Consider the following 19,571-nt stretch of genomic DNA (forward strand, 5'->3'; position numbering starts at 1 on the left):
ACGACGCATGACGACACAGGCCCCACCTTCCAATTTGCTCCCGCTGAACCCGGAGCAACTGGCGCGCCTTCAGGCGGCCACGACAGACTTCACCCCGACTCAGCTTGCCTGGGTTTCGGGCTACTTTTGGGGCGTGCTGAATCAGCACTCCGGCGCGGCAACAGCGGTTCCTGCTCAGGCTGCAGAAATGCCGGGCATTACGCTGATTTCAGCATCGCAAACCGGCAACGCACGCCGCGTGGCTGAAGCGCTGCGTGACGATCTGATCGCCGCGCAGCTGAACGTGAAACTGGTGAACGCAGGCGACTATAAATTCAAACAAATTGCCTCCGAAAAGCTGCTGGTTATCGTGACGTCGACGCAAGGTGAGGGCGAGTCGCCGGAAGAGGCCGTTGCGCTGCATAAATTCCTGTTTTCCAAAAAAGCGCCGAAGCTTGAGGGTACCGCCTTTGCGGTATTTGGCTTAGGCGATACCTCTTACGAATTCTTCTGCCAGTCCGGGAAAGACTTTGACAGTCGTCTGGCTGAACTGGGCGGGGAGCGTCTGCTGGATCGCGTTGATGCAGACGTCGAGTACCAGCCTGCGGCGGCGGAATGGCGCGCGCGGGTTGTTGAAGTATTGAAATCCCGTGCCCCCGTTGCGGCTCCGGCCCAGGGAGCGACGAGCGGGGCGGTGAATGACATTCACTCCAGCCCGTATACCAAAGAAGCGCCGCTGACGGCGACACTGGCGGTGAATCAGAAAATTACCGGCCGCGATTCTGAAAAAGATGTGCGTCATATTGAAATCGACCTCGCTGACTCCGGGCTGCGTTATCAGCCGGGCGATGCGCTGGGCGTCTGGTATCAGAACGATCCGGCTCTGGTGAAAGAGCTGGTTGAGCTGCTGTGGCTGAAGGGTGATGAGCCGGTCACGGTTGACGGCAAAACCCTGCCGCTGGCGGAAGCGCTGGAATGGCATTTCGAGTTAACGGTTAATACCGCTAACATCGTTGAGAATTACGCCACCTTAACCCGCAGCGAAACCCTGCTGCCGCTGGTCGGCGATAAAGCGCAGCTCCAGCAATACGCCGCGACCACGCCGATTGTCGATATGGTGCGTTTCTCTCCGGCGCAGCTGGATGCCGACGCGTTAATTGGCCTGCTGCGTCCGCTGACCCCGCGTCTCTACTCCATTGCCTCATCGCAGGCGGAAGTAGAAAGCGAAGTCCATATCACCGTGGGCGCCGTTCGCTACGACATCGAAGGCCGCGCCCGCGCCGGCGGTGCGTCCAGTTTCCTGGCTGACCGCGTCGAAGAAGATGGCGAAGTTCGCGTCTTTATTGAACACAACGACAACTTCCGCCTGCCTGCTAATCCGCAGACGCCGGTGATCATGATTGGCCCCGGTACCGGCATCGCGCCGTTCCGTGCCTTCATGCAGCAGCGTGCGGCGGACGGCGCGGAAGGCAAGAACTGGCTGTTCTTCGGCAACCCGCACTTTACGGAAGATTTTCTCTATCAGGTGGAGTGGCAGCGCTATATCAAAGAAGGCGTGCTGAGCCGTATCGACCTGGCCTGGTCCCGCGATCAACAACAAAAAGTCTATGTTCAGGACAAGCTGCGCGAGCAGGGGGCCGAACTGTGGCGCTGGATTAATGACGGTGCCCATATTTATGTCTGCGGCGATGCCAATCGTATGGCGAAAGACGTTGAGCAGACGTTACTGGACGTGATTGCCGAATTCGGCGCGATGGACGCCGAAGCGGCGGACGAATTTTTAAGTGAGCTGCGCGTTGAGCGCCGTTATCAGCGAGATGTCTACTAATGAGCGAAAAACACCCCGGCCCTCTGGTGGTCGAAGGCAAACTGGTTGATGCCGAACGGCTGAAGCTTGAGAGCAATTTCCTGCGCGGCACCATTAAAGAAGATTTGCAGGATGGCCTGACTGGCGGTTTCAACGGCGATAACTTTTTGCTGATCCGCTTCCACGGCATGTATCAGCAGGATGACCGTGATATCCGCGCCGAGCGCGCGGCGCAGAAACTCGAACCGCGCCATGCGATGATGCTGCGCTGCCGCCTGCCGGGCGGGGTCATCACCACTAAACAGTGGCAGGCGATTGATAAATTTGCCGGTGAGAACACCATTTACGGCAGCATCCGTCTGACTAACCGACAGACCTTCCAGTTTCACGGTATTCTGAAAAAGAACGTGAAACCGGCCCATGAAATGCTGCACGACGTGGGGCTGGACGCGCTGGCGACCGCTAACGACGTGAACCGTAACGTGCTGTGCACGTCTAACCCGAACGAGTCTCAGCTCCATACCGAAGCCTACGAGTGGGCGAAAAAGATCTCCGAACATCTGCTGCCGCGTACCCGCGCCTATGCGGAGATCTGGCTCGATCAGAAGAAGGTCGCCACCACCGATGAAGAACCGATCCTCGGCCAGACCTACCTGCCGCGTAAGTTCAAAACCACCGTGGTGATCCCGCCGCAGAACGACATCGATCTGCACGCCAACGACATGAACTTTGTAGCGATTGCCGAAAACGGCAAGCTGGTGGGCTTTAACCTGCTGGTGGGCGGCGGGTTGTCGATTGAACACGGCAACAAGAAAACCTACGCCCGTACGGCGAGCGAGTTTGGCTATCTGCCGCTGGAGCACACGCTGGCGGTCGCGGAAGCGGTCGTCACCACCCAGCGCGACTGGGGCAACCGTACCGACCGTAAAAATGCGAAAACCAAATATACTCTTGAGCGCGTCGGCGTCGAGACCTTCAAGGCCGAAGTGGAGCGTCGGGCGGGGATCAAGTTTGAACCGATCCGTCCGTATGAGTTCACCGGTCGCGGCGATCGCATCGGCTGGGTCAAAGGGATCGACAAAAAATGGCATCTGACGCTGTTTATTGAAAACGGACGTATTCTTGATTATCCCGGCCGGCCGCTGAAAACCGGTCTGCTGGAGATCGCAAAGATCCATCAGGGCGAGTTCCGTATTACGGCGAACCAGAACCTGATTATTGCCGGCGTACCGGAGACGGAAAAGGCGCGGATTGAAAAACTGGCGCGCGACCACGGTCTGATGAATGCGGTCACCCCGCAGCGTGAAAACTCGATGGCCTGCGTCTCCTTCCCGACCTGTCCGCTGGCGATGGCCGAAGCAGAACGCTTCCTGCCGTCGTTTATTGATAAGGTCGACGGGATCATGGGCAAGCACGGCGTGAGCGATGAGCATATCGTGACGCGCGTGACCGGCTGCCCGAACGGCTGCGGTCGTGCGATGCTGGCAGAAGTCGGGCTGGTGGGCAAAGCGCCGGGTCGCTACAACCTGCATCTTGGCGGTAACCGCAGCGGGACGCGTATTCCACGGATGTATCGCGAGAACATTACCGAGTCGGAGATTCTCGACTCGATCGACGAACTGGTAGGGCGCTGGGCGAAAGAGCGCGAAGCGGGTGAAGGCTTCGGCGACTTTACGGTGCGTGCGGGCATCATTCGCCCGGTGCTCGACCCAGCCCGTGATTTCTGGGAATAGCCCGGCATCGCCCGGTAGCGCTAAGCTTATCGGGTACTGGTTTTGTAGGCCGGGCACACGCAGTACGCCCGGCAAAACAGACAAATGAGGTCTTTATGTCCGTACTCGATCTAAATGTCCTTAACGAATTACCGAAGGTCGATCGCATTTTGCAACTGGCGGAAACCAATAGCCAGCTGGAAAAGCTGAGCGCGGAAGAGCGCGTGGCGTGGGCGCTGGAAAACCTTCCGGGCGAATACGTGCTCTCTTCGAGCTTTGGTATTCAGGCGGCGGTGAGCCTGCATCTGGTCAATCAGGTACGGCCGGATATTCCGGTCATTCTGACCGATACCGGCTATCTGTTCCCGGAAACCTACCGGTTTATCGACGAGTTAACGGATAAGCTCAAGCTGAACCTGAAGGTCTATCGGGCGAAGGAGAGCGCCGCCTGGCAGGAGGCTCGCTACGGTAAGCTGTGGGAGCAGGGCGTTGAAGGCATTGAGAAATACAATGAGATCAACAAAGTCGAACCGATGAACCGGGCCCTGGAAGAGCTGAACGCGCAAACCTGGTTTGCGGGGCTCCGCCGGGAACAGTCCGGCAGCCGCGCCACGCTCCCGGTGCTGGCCATTCAGCGCGGGGTCTTTAAAGTGCTGCCGATCATCGACTGGGATAACCGTACCGTCTATCAGTACCTGCAAAAGCACGGCCTCACATACCATCCGCTGTGGGAACAGGGCTATCTTTCGGTAGGGGATACCCACACCACCCGCAAATGGGAACCGGGGATGGCAGAAGAAGAGACCCGTTTCTTCGGCCTGAAGCGCGAGTGCGGGCTGCACGAAGGCTAAATCACCGACGACGGTTGTGCTAAGACAAAGCCCTCAGTCTGAACGACGAGGGCTTTTCATATCGCCGGGCAGCGGATTAGCTCTGCTTTTCTGCCTTCGCCAGCTCTTTTATCAGCGGCAGCATCACCTTGACGACATCGCGGCTGCGGTGTTCGATACGACCCGGCAGCGCTTTATCAATATGCTGCTGGTTATCCAGCTGTACGTCATGCCAGCTGGTTCCTCGCGGGAAGGAGGCGGATTTGTTGCGTTGCTGAGAGCCATCTTTCTTACCCAGAGACCAGTTCGTGGCCTCCACGGACAGGACCGGGATCCCTGCGCCATCAAATATGCTGGCGTCATTACAGCAGCCGGTGCCCTGCGGATAATCATGATTGAGGCCAGGATTGGTATAGGCGGCAATCCCTTTGCTGCGCGCAATAGCCAGAGCGCGGTCTCGGGTGAGTTTGCGAATCGAGGCGGGAGTGCTGCGCCCGCTATTGAAATAGAGCTTATCGCCAACCACCAGATTATCGAGATTGATCACCAGCAGGGTATTTTTCTTCTCTGCATCGCTCATTCGCTTCAGTATATTTTGCGCGCCGAGATTCCCTTCTTCTTCACCGCTTGAAGCGATAAAGCGAATGCCATAGTGAGTGGACACATTTTTCAACCGCTCGGCCAGCTCCAGCAATACGCCCACGCCGACGGCATTATCGTCGATGCCCTGCAGGGTCAGGCCGCCAAGGTTGCGTTCGACATCAGCATCACTCATCGGCGCATAGGTATCGAGATGTGCCATCACGATGATCTGCTGGCGTGCCGCACCTTCGTGGGCGGCAATGACGGTGCTGCCGGTAACGTTTTGCCAGTTTTTCCGTTTATCCGTATTGCTGTAGATATAGCGCGCATGGAAGCTGCGGATATCGCTTTGATAGCCCATTTGGGCAAACTGCTGACGCACATAGTCCGCCGACAGCATTTCAGCGGGCGAACCGGTCATTCTTCCGGGAAAAACAGTCGCGATATGACGAGCCTGGGTATTTGCGGTTTCGCCCATGGCGCTGAAAGCCGGGGCGGAGAAGACAAAACCTGCGCCAAGCGCCAGGGGAAGGAGGCGGCGGCACAACGCGGAAAACATAGCGGGGGTCCTTTCTCGAGGGAAAAATTTAACGCTCATAGTATGAAACTGTGACTGCGGTTAAACAATTTCATTTGCTCTTAAATAGCGGAAAAATCGCGCGTTAAGCACTTTTTGATATTTGCTTTTTCAGGTCGTTATTCTTTTGGGTAACTACTCATTCCATTTAGTAATTTCATTTGCTCTAAACAGCACCCTATAGTCGCTCTATGACTGATTGTAAGCGAGTTGTTGCAACGTGGACTATTTGCCCCTGTTTGCCGAACTGAAAGAAAAACCGGTGCTGGTTATTGGCGGCGGGGATATTGCGGCGCGCAAAATTATGTTCTTGCGCCGGGCAGGAGCCAACGTACAGGTCGTGGCGGCAGCATTATCTGCAGAGGTTGCCGCTCTGGTTGAACGCCAGGAGATTCAGTGGCGGGCCCACGCGTTTGAAGAACCACAGCTGGACGACGTCTTTTTAGTGATTGCCGCGACTGACGATGACGCGCTCAATCAGCGAGTTTCCGCTGCCGCCAACGCCCGTTACCGGTTGGTGAACGTTGTCGATAATCAGCCGCTCTGTTCGGTGGTGTTTCCCTCCATCGTGGACCGTTCTCCGCTGCTGATAGCGATATTCTCCGGCGGTTCGGCACCGGTATTGTCGCGGCTGATTCGCGAAAAAATTGAAGCGCTGCTGCCCACCAACCTGGGACGCGTCGCCGAGGCGGCCAGCTACTGGCGGCATCATATCAAAACGCATCTGACGACGACGGCAGCACGTCGGCGCTTCTGGGAGCGGGTCTTCAATGGCCGCTTTGCCAGTCTGATGATTGCCGGAAATAAAGCCGCCGCCGATAAGGTGCTGGAAGAAGAACTGCATCATCCGGAAAAACGGCTGGGTGAAATTATTCTCGTCGGCGCCGGGCCGGGCGATGCCGGGCTGCTGACGCTGCGCGGCCTGCAGGCGGTGCAGAAGGCGGACGTGGTGTTTTATGACCATCTGGTGACGCCGGAGATCCGCGAGCTGGTGCGCCGCGATGCCGAGATGATCTGCGTGGGTAAGCGCGCGGGCGAACACTCGGTGCCGCAGCATGAAACGAACCAGATGCTGGTCGAAGCGGCGCGAGAAGGCAAAACGGTGGTGCGCCTGAAAGGCGGCGATCCGTTTATTTTCGGACGCGGCGGCGAAGAGCTACAGGCGGCGGCCACCGCAGGAATTCCGTTTCAGGTGGTTCCGGGCGTAACGGCTGCTGCCGGGGCGACGGCCTATGCCGGCATTCCGCTGACCCATCGCGATTATGCCCAGAGCGTCACCTTCGTCACCGGTCATTACAAGGCCGACAGCGCCGCGCACGACTGGTCGCTGCTGGCGCAAAGCCGTCAGACGCTGGCTATCTACATGGGCACGATGAAAGCGGCGGAAATCAGCGCACAGCTGATCGTCCACGGTCGGGATAGTAATACGCCGGTGGCGGTGATTTCTCGCGGTACCCGCGCCGATCAGCAAACGATAACGGGCACATTACAGCAGCTCGAAGAGCTGGCGAAAGATGCCCCGATGCCCGCTCTGCTGGTCGTGGGCGAAGTGGTGCAATTACACCACCAGCTCGCCTGGTTTCAACAAACAACTCAAGCAGATGCGTTTAACGCCTCTGTGGTGAATCTGGCTTAAGGAACGGTTATGGACCAAAAACGACTCACTCACCTGCGGCAACTGGAGGCTGAAAGCATCCACATTATTCGCGAGGTGGCCGCCGAATTCTCTAACCCGGTGATGATGTACTCCATCGGTAAAGATTCCAGCGTCATGCTGCATCTGGCGCGTAAAGCGTTTTATCCGGGAACCCTGCCTTTTCCGCTGCTGCACGTTGATACCGGCTGGAAATTCCGCGAGATGTATGAATTCCGCGACCGTACTGCCAAAGCCTACGGCTGCGAGCTGCTGGTGCACAAAAACCCGGAAGGGGTGGCGATGGGGATTAACCCGTTTGTTCACGGCAGCGCCAAGCACACCGACATCATGAAGACCGAGGGTCTGAAGCAGGCGCTGGACAAATACGGCTTTGATGCTGCGTTTGGCGGCGCCCGTCGCGACGAAGAAAAATCCCGCGCCAAAGAGCGTATCTACTCTTTCCGCGACCGTTTCCACCGCTGGGATCCGAAAAACCAGCGTCCGGAGCTATGGCACAACTACAACGGCCAGATTAACAAGGGCGAAAGCATCCGCGTCTTCCCGCTCTCCAACTGGACCGAGCTGGATATCTGGCAGTATATCTATCTGGAAAATATCGAAATCGTTCCGCTGTATCTGGCGGCCGAACGTCCGGTGCTTGAGCGCGACGGTATGCTGATGATGATTGATGACGATCGTATCGATCTGCAACCGGGCGAGATGATCAAAAAGCAGATGGTGCGCTTCCGTACTTTAGGCTGCTGGCCGCTGACCGGCGCGGTGGAATCCAATGCGCAAACGCTGCCGGAGATTATTGAAGAGATGCTGGTTTCCACCACCAGCGAGCGTCAGGGTCGTATGATTGACCGCGACCAGGCCGGCTCCATGGAGCTGAAGAAACGTCAGGGGTATTTCTAAGGAGCCGCCATGAACACGACCATTGCCCAACAAATTGCTAATGAAGGCGGCGTAGAAGCTTATCTGCACGCGCAACAGCACAAAAGCCTGCTGCGCTTCCTGACCTGCGGCAGCGTCGATGACGGGAAAAGTACCCTGATTGGCCGCCTGCTGCACGATACCCGGCAGATTTACGAAGATCAGCTCTCATCGCTGCATAACGACAGTAAGCGTCACGGTACGCAGGGTGAAAAACTGGATCTGGCGCTGCTGGTGGATGGCCTGCAGGCTGAGCGCGAGCAGGGCATCACCATTGATGTCGCCTATCGCTATTTCTCTACCGAGAAACGCAAATTTATTATCGCCGACACCCCGGGGCACGAGCAGTACACCCGCAATATGGCCACCGGCGCTTCCACCTGCGATCTGGCGATTCTGCTGATGGATGCGCGCAAAGGCGTGCTCGATCAGACCCGTCGTCACAGCTTTATCTCGACGCTGCTGGGGATTAAAAACCTGGTGGTGGCGGTGAACAAAATGGACCTGGTGGATTTTAGCGAAGAGACGTTTAATCGCATTCGCGAAGAGTATCTCTCGTTTGCTGAGCAGCTGCCGGGCGATGTCGATATTCGCTTTGTTCCGCTTTCTGCCCTCGAGGGGGACAACGTCGCGACCCAGAGTGCCAGCATGCCGTGGTACAGCGGCCCGACGCTGCTGGAAGTGCTGGAAACTGTTGAAATTCGTCGCGTGGTGGAAAATCAGCCGCTGCGCTTCCCGGTCCAGTTCGTTAACCGGCCCAACCTCGACTTCCGCGGTTTCTCCGGGACCGTGGCCTCCGGTAGCGTCAAGGTCGGACAGCGTCTGAAGGTGCTGCCGTCGGGCGTGGAATCCAGCGTGGCGCGGATCGTGACCTTTGACGGCGACCTGCAGGAAGCTGGCGCCGGTGAAGCGATTACCATCGTACTGAAAGACGAAATTGATATCAGCCGCGGCGATCTGCTGGTGGATGCTCAGGTGACGCTGCCTGCGGTACAGAGCGCCAGCGTGGACGTGGTCTGGATGGCCGAACAGGCGTTAGCCCCGGGCCAGAGCTATGACATTAAAATTGCCGGCAAGAAAACCCGCGCTCGCGTCGACGGCATTCGCTATCAGGTTGATATCAACAATTTGACCCAGCGTGAAGTCGAGTCGCTGCCGCTGAACGGGATTGGCCTTGTCGATTTGACCTTCGACGAGCCGCTGGTGCTGGACAAATATCAGCATAACCCGGTAACCGGCGGGTTGATCTTCATCGACCGGTTGACCAACGTCACGGTAGGCGCCGGTATGGTGCGCGAACCGCTGGAACAGCGCCAGGCGTCAGCATCAGCGTTCAGCGCGTTTGAGCTGGAGCTGAATCAGCTGATCCGTAAACACTTCCCGCACTGGGACGCGCGTGACCTGCTGGGAGGCAAGTAATGGCCCTGCATGACGAAAACGTCGTCTGGCACGCCCATCCGGTTACCCAGCAGCAGCGCGAACAGCACCACGGCCATCGCGGCGTGGTGCTGTGGTTTACCGGGCTCTCCGGCTCCGGTAAATCCACCGTTGCTGGCGCGCTGGAAGAGGCGCTGCATCAGCTGGGCGTCAGCACCTATCTGCTGGATGGCGATAACGTGCGGCACGGTCTGTGTAGCGATCTCGGTTTTAGCGATAGCGATCGTAAAGAGAATATTCGTCGCGTCGGGGAAGTGGCGAAACTAATGGTGGATGCCGGGCTGGTGGTATTGACGGCGTTTATCTCTCCGCACCGTGCCGAACGGCAGATGGTGCGCGAGCGCTTAGGCGAAGGGCGCTTTATCGAAGTGTTTGTCGATACGCCGCTGGCTATCTGTGAGGCGCGGGATCCAAAGGGGTTATACAAGAAGGCGCGTGCGGGTGAATTGCGTAATTTTACCGGGATTGATTCAGTGTATGAATCGCCGGAAAGGGCGGAAATTCATCTGGATGGTGAACAATTGGTAACAAATTTGGTGCACCAACTATTAGACCTCCTCAGACAGAGCGATATTATCAGATCCTGAAACGGCGGCGGCATTGAGATGCCGGTCGCCCGGTCAACAGGATTCGATATGCGCAATACCCAGAACATCAGTATTATTCGCTCAGAACCACCACCGGTGGCCCATGACGAGACCACCTGGTCTTTGTCAGGCGCTGCCGTGGGCTTTATTTCATGGCTGCTGGCGCTGGGTATTCCCTTCCTCATGTATGGCAGTAATACGCTTTTTTTCCTCCTCTATACCTGGCCCTTTTTTCTCGCCTTAATGCCGGTTGCCGTGGTTGTTGGGATTGCGCTGCACTCGCTGTTGAACGGTAAGCTCCTGTACAGCGTCTGCGCGACGATTTTGACCGTGGGGCTGATGTTTGGTCTGCTGTTCCTCTGGTTGTTGGGATAGTCCTTTCTGCGTATGAATCAAGCCTGGGTATCGGCGACAGAAATGTGTTACAGTCCCCGCGTTACGCGGCGTCGTCCGCGCGTCGGAGTGAAATACTCGGGCGAGTTATGGGATGATGATGCCGTTTTTCAGGGGGCAGAATGGGTAAATTAACGCTGCTACTATTGGCTTTGCTGGTCTGGCTACAGTACTCGCTGTGGTTCGGTAAAAATGGTCTGCATGACTATAGCCGGGTGAATGACGACGTCACCGCGCAGCAAGCCACTAACAGCAAATTAAAGGCGCGCAACGATCAACTCTTTGCGGAAATCGATGACCTTAACGGCGGTCAGGAAGCGATCGAAGAGCGCGCACGCAATGAACTAAGCATGACCCGCCCGGGCGAAACATTTTATCGTCTGGTCCCGGATGCGTCTAAGCGCAACCAGGGGTCGGCGCAGAACAATCGATAAACAAGCCCAGGATTACGACATGGCAGCCACTTTTCCGGGTGTTTGCGCCGTGGTACCGGCAGCCGGTTTTGGCCGCCGCATGCAAACGGAATGCCCGAAACAATATCTCTCAATCGGTAACAAAACGATTCTCGAACACGCGGTCGCCGCGCTGTTGGCGAACGCGTGCGTGCAGCGCGTGGTGATTGCCGTCAGTCCCGGCGATATCCGCTTTAGCCAGCTGCCGCTGGCCACTCATCCGCAGATTACCGTCGTCGACGGCGGGGCCGAGCGCGCTGACTCCGTACTGGCTGGTCTACAGGCGCTGCCTGAAGCTGAATGGGTGCTGGTGCACGATGCCGCGCGCCCGTGCCTGCACCAGGACGACCTTCAGCGCCTGTTGGCGCTGCGCGAAACCAGTCGCGTGGGGGGCATTCTCGCCGCGCCGGTACGCGACACGATGAAACGTGCGGAACCCGGCAAGGTAGCCATTGCGCACACGGTCGACCGTAACGATCTGTGGCATGCGCTGACGCCGCAATTTTTCCCTCGTGAGCTCCTCCTCGACTGCCTGACGCGCGCGCTCAATGAAAGCGCGATCATTACCGATGAAGCCTCGGCGCTGGAGTACTGTGGCTTCCATCCCGAACTGGTCGCTGGCCGAGCTGATAATATTAAAGTGACGCGCCCGGAAGACCTGGCGCTGGCAGAATTTTACCTTACCCGTTCCCGACACCAGGAGAAGGCTTAATGCGAATTGGACACGGTTTTGACGTACACGCTTTTGGCGGTGAAGGCCCAATCATCATTGGCGGGGTACGCGTTCCCTATGAAAAAGGGCTGCTGGCCCACTCCGACGGCGATGTGGCGCTGCATGCGCTGACCGATGCCCTGCTTGGGGCGGCGGCGCTGGGGGATATCGGCAAGCTGTTCCCGGATACCGACCCGGCCTTCAAGGGAGCCGACAGCCGTGAGCTGCTGCGCGAAGCCTGGCGGCGGATCCAGGCCAAAGGCTATGCCCTCGGAAACGTGGATGTCACCATCATCGCTCAGGCGCCGAAAATGTTGCCGCATATTCCGCAGATGCGTGTCTTTATCGCCGAAGACCTCGGCTGCCATATGGATGACGTCAACGTGAAAGCCACCACTACCGAGAAGCTGGGTTTCACCGGCCGCGGTGAAGGTATCGCCTGCGAAGCGGTAGCGCTGCTGCATAAGGTTCAGCCATGATCGCTTTCAATGACCTTACCTGGCTGCACGGTAAACCGCAGGGGCAGGGGATACTGAAAGCCAATCCGGAAGATTTCGTGGTGGTCGAAGATCTTGGCTTTGCGCCGGATGGCGAAGGCGAGCATCTGCTGGTACGGATTCTGAAAACGGACTGCAATACGCGGTTTGTGGCTGATGCGCTGGCTAAGTTCCTTAAAATCCATGCGCGTGAAGTGAGTTTTGCCGGGCAGAAAGATAAACATGCCGTGACCGAGCAGTGGCTGTGTGCCCGGCTTCCGGGCAAAGAGATGCCCGATCTGAGTCAGTTTCAGCTGGAAGGTTGCCAGGTGCTGGAGTACGCGCGGCATAAACGCAAGCTGCGCCTCGGCGCGCTGAAGGGCAACCAGTTTACCCTGATCCTGCGGGAAATTAGCGATCGCGAGGATGTCGAGCGGCGTCTGCAGGCCATTGCCGCGCAGGGTGTGCCGAACTATTTCGGCGCCCAGCGCTTTGGTATCGGCGGCAGCAATCTGCTGGGCGCGCTGCGCTGGGCGGAGAGCGGCGCACCGGTTCGCGATCGCAATAAACGCAGTTTTTGGCTGTCGGCGGCGCGTAGCGGCTTGTTTAATCAACAGGTCAGTATTAGATTAAAAAAACCGGAATTTAATCAGGTTGTTGATGGCGATGCGCTACAATTAGCGGGGCGCGGGAGCTGGTTTGTCGCTACGCCTGAGGAACGTGCGCAGCTGCAGGAGCGGGTTGATAACCGTGAACTGATGATTACGGCGGCGTTACCGGGAAGCGGCGAGTGGGGCAGCCAACGCGAGGCGCTGGCCGCCGAGCAGGCGGCCGTTGCAGAAGAGACGCAGCTCCAGGCTCTGCTGGTGCGGGAAAAAGTGGAAGCGGCGCGCCGGGCGATGCTGCTCTATCCGCAGCAGATGAGCTGGAACTGGTGGGATGACGTAACCGTTGAACTGCGTTTCTGGCTGCCGGCGGGCAGCTTCGCCACCAGCGTGGTAAGGGAACTTATCAATACAACGGGTGACTATGCGAATATTGCTGAGTAACGATGACGGGATTCATGCGCCGGGTATTCAGACCCTGGCGAAGGCCTTACGGGAGTTTGCTGAGGTCCAGGTAGTTGCACCCGATCGTAACCGCAGCGGCGCATCGAACTCCCTGACTCTTGAGTCTTCGCTACGCACTTTCACTTTCGATAACGGCGATATTGCCGTCCAGATGGGGACGCCAACGGACTGTGTCTATCTCGGCGTCAACGCCCTGATGCGTCCCCGTCCGGATATCGTGGTTTCCGGCATTAACGCCGGCCCCAATCTCGGCGATGACGTCATCTACTCCGGCACCGTCGCTGCCGCAATGGAAGGCCGTCATCTCGGCTTTCCGGCCCTGGCCGTCTCCTTGAATGGTCATCAACACTACGACACCGCGGCGGCAATTACCTGCTCTATCCTGCGTGCTTTAGGCCGCGAGCCGCTGCGTACCGGTCGCATCCTCAATATCAATGTGCCCGATCTGCCTCTTGAGCAGATTAAAGGCATTCGCGTGACCCGCTGCGGCAGCAGACATCCCGCCGATCAGGTTATTCCGCAAAAAGATCCGCGCGGCAATACGCTGTACTGGATTGGCCCGCCGGGAGAGAAGCACGATGCCGGGCCGGATACCGATTTTGCGGCCGTCGATGAAGGCTATGTCTCCGTGACGCCGCTGCACGTTGATTTAACCGCCCACCAGGCTCACGGGATGGTGGCCGACTGGCTCGATCGCGTCGGAGTGGAAACACAATGGTAAGCAAACGTGTTGAAAGCCTGCTGAATCAGCTGCGTACTCAGGGCATTGTTGACGAGCGCGTGCTCGAGGCGATAACCCTGGTACCGCGTGAGAAATTCGTTGATGAAGCCTTCGAACACAAGGCGTGGGAGAACACCGCACTCCCTATCGGCCAGGGGCAAACCATCTCGCAACCCTACATGGTGGCGCGGATGACGGAGCTGCTGACGCTGACGCCGGAATCGCGGGTGCTGGAGATTGGCACCGGGTCAGGCTACCAGACGGCGATACTGGCGCACCTCGTTCATCATGTGTGTTCGGTCGAACGGATTAAGAGTTTACAGTGGCAGGCGCGTCGTCGCCTGAAACAACTTGATTTACATAATGTTTCAACCCGTCATGGCGATGGATGGCAGGGTTGGAAGGCACGCGCTCCCTTTGATGCGATTATCGTCACCGCCGCGCCGCCGGAAGTGCCGCCAGCGCTGCTGGCGCAGCTGGATGAGGGAGGTGTGCTGGTATTACCGGTGGGCGAGGAGCATCAGTTTCTGAAACGGATCCGTCGTCGCGGTAATGAGTTTGTGATGGATACCGTCGAAGCCGTGCGCTTTGTTCCCCTGGTGCAAGGGGAGCTGGCGTGAGACCCGGATTTATCCAGGTTTTTTTTGCCTGACTTTAGGCGTAGGGTGGACACATTTTCAGTGTCCTGGCCGGGTGTTGTCCGGTAAGCAAGATATTGGCAGTTAACATATTCCTGGGGGATAAATGAGCGCGGGAAGCCCAAAATTTACCTTAAGCCGTATTGCGGCGTTATCACTGGTTTCACTCTGGCTGGCAGGTTGTACCAATACCAATAATCCGCCTGCGCCGGTTAGCTCGGCGGGTGGAGCCTCATCCTCGGGTACGAATTCCGGGATGCTGATCACTCCGCCGTCGACAACAGGATCCGCCATTGTTCCGCATACACCTCAGGTACAGCCGGTTCAGACCCCTGCGACGCAGATTCAGCCGATGGCTCAGCAGCCGGTGCAGACCGTGAACGGCAAGATAGTCTATAACCGTAAATATGGCGATATTCCGAAAGGCAGCTATACGGGTGGCAGCACCTATACCGTGAAACGCGGCGATACGCTGTTCTATATTGCATGGGTAACGGGTAACGATTTCCGTGACCTCGCGCAACGCAACAACATCCCTGCGCCATACGGTCTGAACGTTGGTCAGACGCTGCAGGTTGGCAACTCTGCTGGCCAGCCAATCACCGGTGATAACGCCGTTGCTGCGGCAAGCGTACGGGCAAGCGGAGGTGCGACGGCGGCCTCAAATACTGCACAAAAATCGACCGCAGTGGTTGCGTCACAACCAACTATTACGTATTCTGAATCCTCAGGTGAACAGAATGCTAATAAGATGTTGCCGAACAATAAGCCAGCGACGACGACTACCGTCGCGCCAGTGACGGCTCCCGCTGTTAGCACAAACCAACCGACTGCAAGCAGTACGTCAACCAGTTCGCCTATCTCCACATGGCGCTGGCCGACTGATGGCAAGGTTATTGAGAACTTTAGTGGCGCAGAAGGCGGCAATAAAGGTATTGATATTGCAGGCAGTAAGGGACAGGCTATTGTCGCGACCGCTGACGGACGCGTCGTCTATGCCGGTAACGCGCTGCGCGGTTACGGTAATCTTATTATCATCAAACACAACGATGATTACCTGAGTGCCTACGCTCATAACGATACAATGCTGGTCCGGGAGCAACAGGAAGTCAAAGCGGGGCAGAAAATCGCTACCATGGGTAGCACCGGCACCAGCTCTACAAGATTGCATTTTGAAATTCGTTACAAGGGGAAATCCGTCAACCCGCTGCAGTATTTACCGCAGCGATAATTTGGCGAAGTACGGATAAGCGTCACATCAGTTAGCAGACGCCAGGCCGGTCGCAACAGCCCCTTAACCGGGGCAAAAAGTCTCCGTCCGGCGTCGTTGAATGATGTATAGCGAAGGTGCTTTGCTCAGGGATCACGGGTAGGAGCCATCTTTATGAGTCAGAATACGCTGAAAGTTCATGATTTAAATGAAGACGCGGAATTTGATGAGAACGGAGTCGAGGTTTTCGATGAGAAAGCCTTAGTAGAAGAGGAACCCAGTGATAGCGATCTGGCCGAGGAAGATCTTCTGTCGCAAGGCGCAACACAACGTGTGCTTGATGCGACGCAGCTCTACCTGGGAGAGATTGGTTATTCCCCACTGCTGACGGCCGAAGAAGAGGTCTATTTCGCCCGTCGCGCATTGCGTGGTGATGTGGCTTAACGCCGCCGGATGATTGAAAGTAACCTGCGTCTGGTGGTGAAAATTGCTCGTCGTTATAGCAATCGTGGTCTGGCGCTGCTGGATCTGATTGAAGAGGGCAATCTGGGGCTGATCCGCGCGGTTGAGAAGTTTGACCCGGAACGTGGGTTCCGTTTTTCGACTTATGCCACCTGGTGGATTCGTCAAACGATTGAACGGGCGATCATGAACCAAACCCGTACCATCCGTTTACCTATCCATATTGTCAAAGAGCTGAACGTCTATCTGCGTACCGCACGTGAGTTGTCCCATAAGCTGGACCACGAGCCGAGTGCGGAAGAGATTGCCGAGCAGCTGGATAAGCCGGTTGATGACGTGAGCCGTATGCTGCGTCTCAATGAGCGCATTACCTCAGTGGACACGCCGCTGGGCGGCGACTCGGAAAAAGCGCTGCTGGATATTCTGGCCGATGAGAAAGACAACGGTCCGGAAGACACCACGCAGGACGATGATATGAAACAAAGCATCGTTAAATGGCTGTTCGAACTGAACGCCAAGCAGCGTGAAGTCCTGGCGCGTCGTTTTGGCCTGTTGGGCTACGAAGCCGCTACGCTTGAAGATGTTGGCCGTGAAATTGGTCTGACCCGCGAACGCGTACGTCAGATCCAGGTCGAAGGCCTGCGCCGCCTGCGGGAAATCCTGCAAGGACAAGGGCTGAACATCGAAGCGCTATTCCGCGAATAAGCAATTTTCCTCTCAAAAAGGCCCGATCGTCCGATCGGGCCTTTTTCTTTGCATGCTAGGCCTGTCGGGTCTCATGTAAATGACGCCACAAAATGCGCCCTCCAGTTTTCCTGAACAGGACCGTTGACCAGCGGAGAGTCTCGCCCTGTTCGGGTACACGCTGCCTTTCCCGATAGCATATCACCGCGCCATCGTGCCATTCGGCGAGCGTGGTCGTGCTATCAATGATGATGCTCAAGCCTGGACGACTGCCGCCCGCGGTCGTAAAGAAAGCGCTGAGCGCCCGGTGGTCCATGACGTTTCCACCGATACCAACCATTGAAAAATCAGGGGAAAAGCGTGCCATTAAGGCCTCTACCGCACCTTGTTTGTGACTCAGCCAGTGTTCAATAGCCACATGGGCGTCGATCGTTTCCTGAATATACGGGTTCATGGGATCTCCATTTTTTGATGCAGGCGCGTGACTATCGCCTGGTTATTAAGGTACAGGCAGCCCAGAAGCGGGATAAGCGTCAGGCACGCGGCGATGATAAACACCCCGTGCCAGGCCTGTGTTGCCGGATAATAAACCTGCAGGACCGCCAGCAATGCGGACAGCAATGCGGCTCCGGCCAAAAAGCTGAGCTGACGGTTGATGTTCCACAGTGCGCTGGCATCCGGCATGTCGCCATTGGCGATGTTGAGAAATGCACAGCTTTGGGCGGTGCTGCTGCACAGGCTGCCGCCGGCGCCCATCAGGATAAAGGCGAAAACCAGCGACGCAATTGAGCTTTGCGGCGTGACGCCGGTCAGCAGCAGGATCCCGGCGGCCTGAAGCAGGCAGCCGGAGAGAATAAAGGGGCGAGGGCCGAGGCGATTGAAAAAACGGCCGCTCAGAGAGATAGCCACAAATGACGCCAGCGACCAGGGAAGCATCAGAGCGCCCGTTGCCGAAGGCGACATGCCGGTTATTGTCTGCAGGTAAAACAGGCCAACCACGTTAATGCCAATAAAGACCCCGGGTACGCAGAGATAAATCAACATGGCGAAACGCAACAGCGGATCGGCCAGCAGCGGCAGATGTAAGAAACGGGAAGGCCGTGCCGGGCCGTCGTCATTTTTTAGCCATACGCCGGCTAACGCCAGAGTGATCAGCGCTACGGGCAGGCTGGCAAAGAAGACCCCGCGCCAGCTGAATGTTTCAACCAGCAGTCCACCTGCTGCCGGAGAACAGGCGGGGGCCAGCAGACCGACCAGCATCACGGCGGCCGACAGTTTCGCCCGCTCGTGCGGCTGGAAAAGCTGCCAGGTCAGAGACTGTCCGACGGGGATAAGCAATCCCCCGCCCATCCCTTGCAGGGCGCGCCAAAAAATCAGGCTGCCCAGCGAGTCGCTCAGTCCGCAGGCCAGCGCTGCCGCACTGAATAGCGTGAGCGAAAGCATAAAGAGCCGGCGAGCCCCGCAGCGCTGCGTCAACCAGGCGCTGAATGGCACGACCAGCGTCAGGCCGGCGATATAGCCGTTACTCACCCAGGCCAGTTCACTGACGGAGGCGTTGAGCGCCCGGCTCATGCCGGGGAAGGCGACGCTGGCGATAAACATATTGATTAAATCGAGAAAGAAACCCAGTAAAAAAACGGTGGCGACCTTGCTGCGTACTGTCATTTTTATTCCTCATCAGAAGGCCGCTACTCTAAGCCGCCGGGACAGGCGGATAAACAGGACATCCGGGGATATACTGTCTGAAATTTTTTGACAATAAGTGAAGTGAATATGCTGAATCTGCAACGTATGACCATGTTTGTCGCGGTGGTGGAAAGCGGGAGTTTTACCGCGGCTGCGGCGGTCCTGGGGCAAACCAAGGCGGTGGTCAGTTTTAACGTGCGCCAGCTGGAGAGCGAACTTGGCGTCACGCTGTTGTTACGATCCACGCGACGACTCACGCTTACTGAGGCCGGTTCGCTGTTCTATCATCGCGGCCTGGCGTTACTGAAAACGGCGGAAAACCTGCAGGATGAAGTGCGGGCCAGCCATAGCGGATTGAGCGGTGAACTCCGTATCACCACCACACCGGAGTACGGCACCCAGGTGATTATTCCGGCGCTGGCTGAGTTCAGCCAGCGGCATCCGGCGCTGCGGGTGCGTCACGTCTCCTCCTCGCACCATGCGGACTTAATCTCTGAGCGTTTTGATGTGGCGATCCGCCTCGGAACGCTGGCGGATTCGCGCTACCGCGCGGCGCTGATCTCCCGTTTTGCGATTGTCCCGGTTGCCGCGCCGTCATGGCTGGCGGAACATCCTCTGGAGACGCTTGAAGATTTGGCCCGGGCGGCATGGATTATTCATGAGCGGTTGTCCGCGCCACGCCATTGGCAGCTCACCGGACCGCGCGACGAGAGCGTGGCTTTTGACATTAAAGCGGTGCCGCGACTGTCGGCGGATAGCGCCAGCGCGCTGCTGGCGTTCGCGCTGGCGGGCTGCGGGGTTGCGCTGTTGCCCGAGTGGCTGGTGGCGCCGGCACTGGCGGAGCACAGACTGATTCAGGTGATGCCCGGGTTTACCTTTCCCCCGCAGGGCGTGTATGCGGTTTATCCGGATGCGCAGCATATCCCGACCCGGGTCCGGGCCTTTATTGATTTTCTACGCGAGCGCCAGGGCTAACTTTTTTTG

19 protein-coding genes and 1 pseudogene are annotated in these 19,571 nt (G+C 57.4%); 17 read left to right on the plus strand and 3 right to left on the minus strand.

Features of this window, described 5'->3' with window-relative positions; genetic code table 11:
• Positions 1–7 precede the first annotated feature (7 nt).
• The 3 genes from cysJ to cysH all read left to right on the plus strand — a co-directional run bounded on the left by cysJ (position 8) and on the right by cysH (position 4,349).
• Positions 8–1,807, plus strand: coding sequence for an NADPH-dependent assimilatory sulfite reductase flavoprotein subunit (cysJ, locus tag GRPL_RS16305; RefSeq protein ID WP_032698901.1), 1,800 nt, complete (start codon positions 8–10; stop codon positions 1,805–1,807).
• The gene (gene cysI, locus GRPL_RS16300; protein ID WP_032690956.1) at positions 1,807–3,519 is read left to right on the plus strand and encodes an assimilatory sulfite reductase (NADPH) hemoprotein subunit; all 1,713 of its coding nucleotides are present in this window, start codon (positions 1,807–1,809) and stop codon (positions 3,517–3,519) included. The genes cysJ and cysI overlap by 1 nt, the downstream gene beginning before the upstream one ends.
• Before the next feature lie 95 nt (positions 3,520–3,614).
• On the plus strand, positions 3,615–4,349 hold the full coding sequence (cysH, locus tag GRPL_RS16295) for a phosphoadenosine phosphosulfate reductase (protein ID WP_032690957.1): 735 nt from the start codon (positions 3,615–3,617) through the stop codon (positions 4,347–4,349).
• Between the two features lie 76 nt (positions 4,350–4,425).
• On the opposite strand, the gene GRPL_RS16290 is transcribed toward cysH, so the two are convergent.
• On the minus strand, positions 4,426–5,469 hold the full coding sequence (locus GRPL_RS16290) for an aminopeptidase (protein ID WP_032696759.1): 1,044 nt from the start codon (positions 5,467–5,469) through the stop codon (positions 4,426–4,428).
• Positions 5,470–5,716: 247 nt separating this feature from the next.
• Here GRPL_RS16290 and cysG point away from each other — a divergent pair, with 247 nt between their 5' ends.
• The 13 genes and pseudogenes from cysG (at position 5,717) to rpoS (ending at position 16,922) form a co-directional block, all read left to right on the plus strand.
• Positions 5,717–7,123 (plus strand): siroheme synthase CysG, encoded by a 1,407-nt coding sequence (gene cysG / locus GRPL_RS16285; protein WP_162180071.1) that lies wholly within the window; start codon positions 5,717–5,719, stop codon positions 7,121–7,123.
• Positions 7,124–7,132: 9 nt separating this feature from the next.
• Positions 7,133–8,041, plus strand: a complete 909-nt coding sequence (gene cysD, locus GRPL_RS16280; protein ID WP_004866959.1) for a sulfate adenylyltransferase subunit CysD — start codon at positions 7,133–7,135, stop codon at positions 8,039–8,041.
• A 9-nt stretch (positions 8,042–8,050) separates the two neighbouring features.
• Positions 8,051–9,478: a sulfate adenylyltransferase subunit CysN gene (gene cysN / locus GRPL_RS16275; protein ID WP_032690960.1), complete on the plus strand. Its 1,428-nt coding sequence runs from the start codon at positions 8,051–8,053 to the stop codon at positions 9,476–9,478.
• A complete protein-coding gene (cysC, locus tag GRPL_RS16270; RefSeq protein ID WP_032698905.1) occupies positions 9,478–10,083 on the plus strand; it encodes an adenylyl-sulfate kinase in 606 nt (201 codons plus the stop codon). Before cysN ends, cysC begins: the two co-directional genes overlap by 1 nt.
• Positions 10,084–10,131: 48 nt before the next feature.
• Complete coding sequence (locus GRPL_RS16265) at positions 10,132–10,458, plus strand: DUF3561 family protein (RefSeq protein ID WP_032690962.1); 327 nt, start codon at positions 10,132–10,134, stop codon at positions 10,456–10,458.
• Positions 10,459–10,598: 140 nt separating this feature from the next.
• Positions 10,599–10,910: a cell division protein FtsB gene (ftsB, locus tag GRPL_RS16260; protein ID WP_032690963.1), complete on the plus strand. Its 312-nt coding sequence runs from the start codon at positions 10,599–10,601 to the stop codon at positions 10,908–10,910.
• A gap of 19 nt (positions 10,911–10,929) precedes the next feature.
• Positions 10,930–11,640 (plus strand): 2-C-methyl-D-erythritol 4-phosphate cytidylyltransferase, encoded by a 711-nt coding sequence (gene ispD, locus GRPL_RS16255; RefSeq protein ID WP_032690964.1) that lies wholly within the window; start codon positions 10,930–10,932, stop codon positions 11,638–11,640.
• Positions 11,640–12,119, plus strand: a complete 480-nt coding sequence (gene ispF / locus GRPL_RS16250; protein WP_032698907.1) for a 2-C-methyl-D-erythritol 2,4-cyclodiphosphate synthase — start codon at positions 11,640–11,642, stop codon at positions 12,117–12,119. Before ispD ends, ispF begins: the two co-directional genes overlap by 1 nt.
• Complete coding sequence (gene truD, locus GRPL_RS16245) at positions 12,116–13,165, plus strand: tRNA pseudouridine(13) synthase TruD (protein ID WP_032690966.1); 1,050 nt, start codon at positions 12,116–12,118, stop codon at positions 13,163–13,165. The genes ispF and truD overlap by 4 nt, the downstream gene beginning before the upstream one ends.
• The gene (surE, locus tag GRPL_RS16240; protein WP_032690967.1) at positions 13,146–13,907 is read left to right on the plus strand and encodes a 5'/3'-nucleotidase SurE; all 762 of its coding nucleotides are present in this window, start codon (positions 13,146–13,148) and stop codon (positions 13,905–13,907) included. Before truD ends, surE begins: the two co-directional genes overlap by 20 nt.
• Positions 13,901–14,527 (plus strand): protein-L-isoaspartate(D-aspartate) O-methyltransferase, encoded by a 627-nt coding sequence (locus GRPL_RS16235; RefSeq protein WP_004866942.1) that lies wholly within the window; start codon positions 13,901–13,903, stop codon positions 14,525–14,527. Before surE ends, GRPL_RS16235 begins: the two co-directional genes overlap by 7 nt.
• Before the next feature lie 124 nt (positions 14,528–14,651).
• On the plus strand, positions 14,652–15,776 hold the full coding sequence (nlpD, locus tag GRPL_RS16230; RefSeq protein WP_032690968.1) for a murein hydrolase activator NlpD: 1,125 nt from the start codon (positions 14,652–14,654) through the stop codon (positions 15,774–15,776).
• Between the two features lie 153 nt (positions 15,777–15,929).
• Positions 15,930–16,922, plus strand: a pseudogene (gene rpoS / locus GRPL_RS0125595) (RNA polymerase sigma factor RpoS).
• 55 nt (positions 16,923–16,977) lie between these two features.
• Here the strand turns inward: rpoS and GRPL_RS16225 are convergent.
• Positions 16,978–17,355, minus strand: a complete 378-nt coding sequence (locus GRPL_RS16225) for a DUF4440 domain-containing protein (RefSeq protein ID WP_032698909.1) — start codon at positions 17,353–17,355, stop codon at positions 16,978–16,980.
• A complete protein-coding gene (locus GRPL_RS16220) occupies positions 17,352–18,566 on the minus strand; it encodes an MFS transporter (RefSeq protein WP_032698911.1) in 1,215 nt (404 codons plus the stop codon). Before GRPL_RS16220 ends, GRPL_RS16225 begins: the two co-directional genes overlap by 4 nt.
• 108 nt (positions 18,567–18,674) lie before the next feature.
• On the opposite strand from GRPL_RS16220, the gene GRPL_RS16215 reads away from it, so the two are divergent.
• Entirely contained in the window at positions 18,675–19,562 is an 888-nt protein-coding gene (locus tag GRPL_RS16215; RefSeq protein ID WP_032698912.1) for a LysR family transcriptional regulator, read from the plus strand.
• Positions 19,563–19,571: the final 9 nt, after the last annotated feature.

Origin of the sequence: Klebsiella planticola ATCC 33531, assembly GCF_000735435.1 — a bacterium.
GTDB classification, from domain to species: Bacteria; Pseudomonadota; Gammaproteobacteria; order Enterobacterales; family Enterobacteriaceae; genus Klebsiella; species Klebsiella planticola.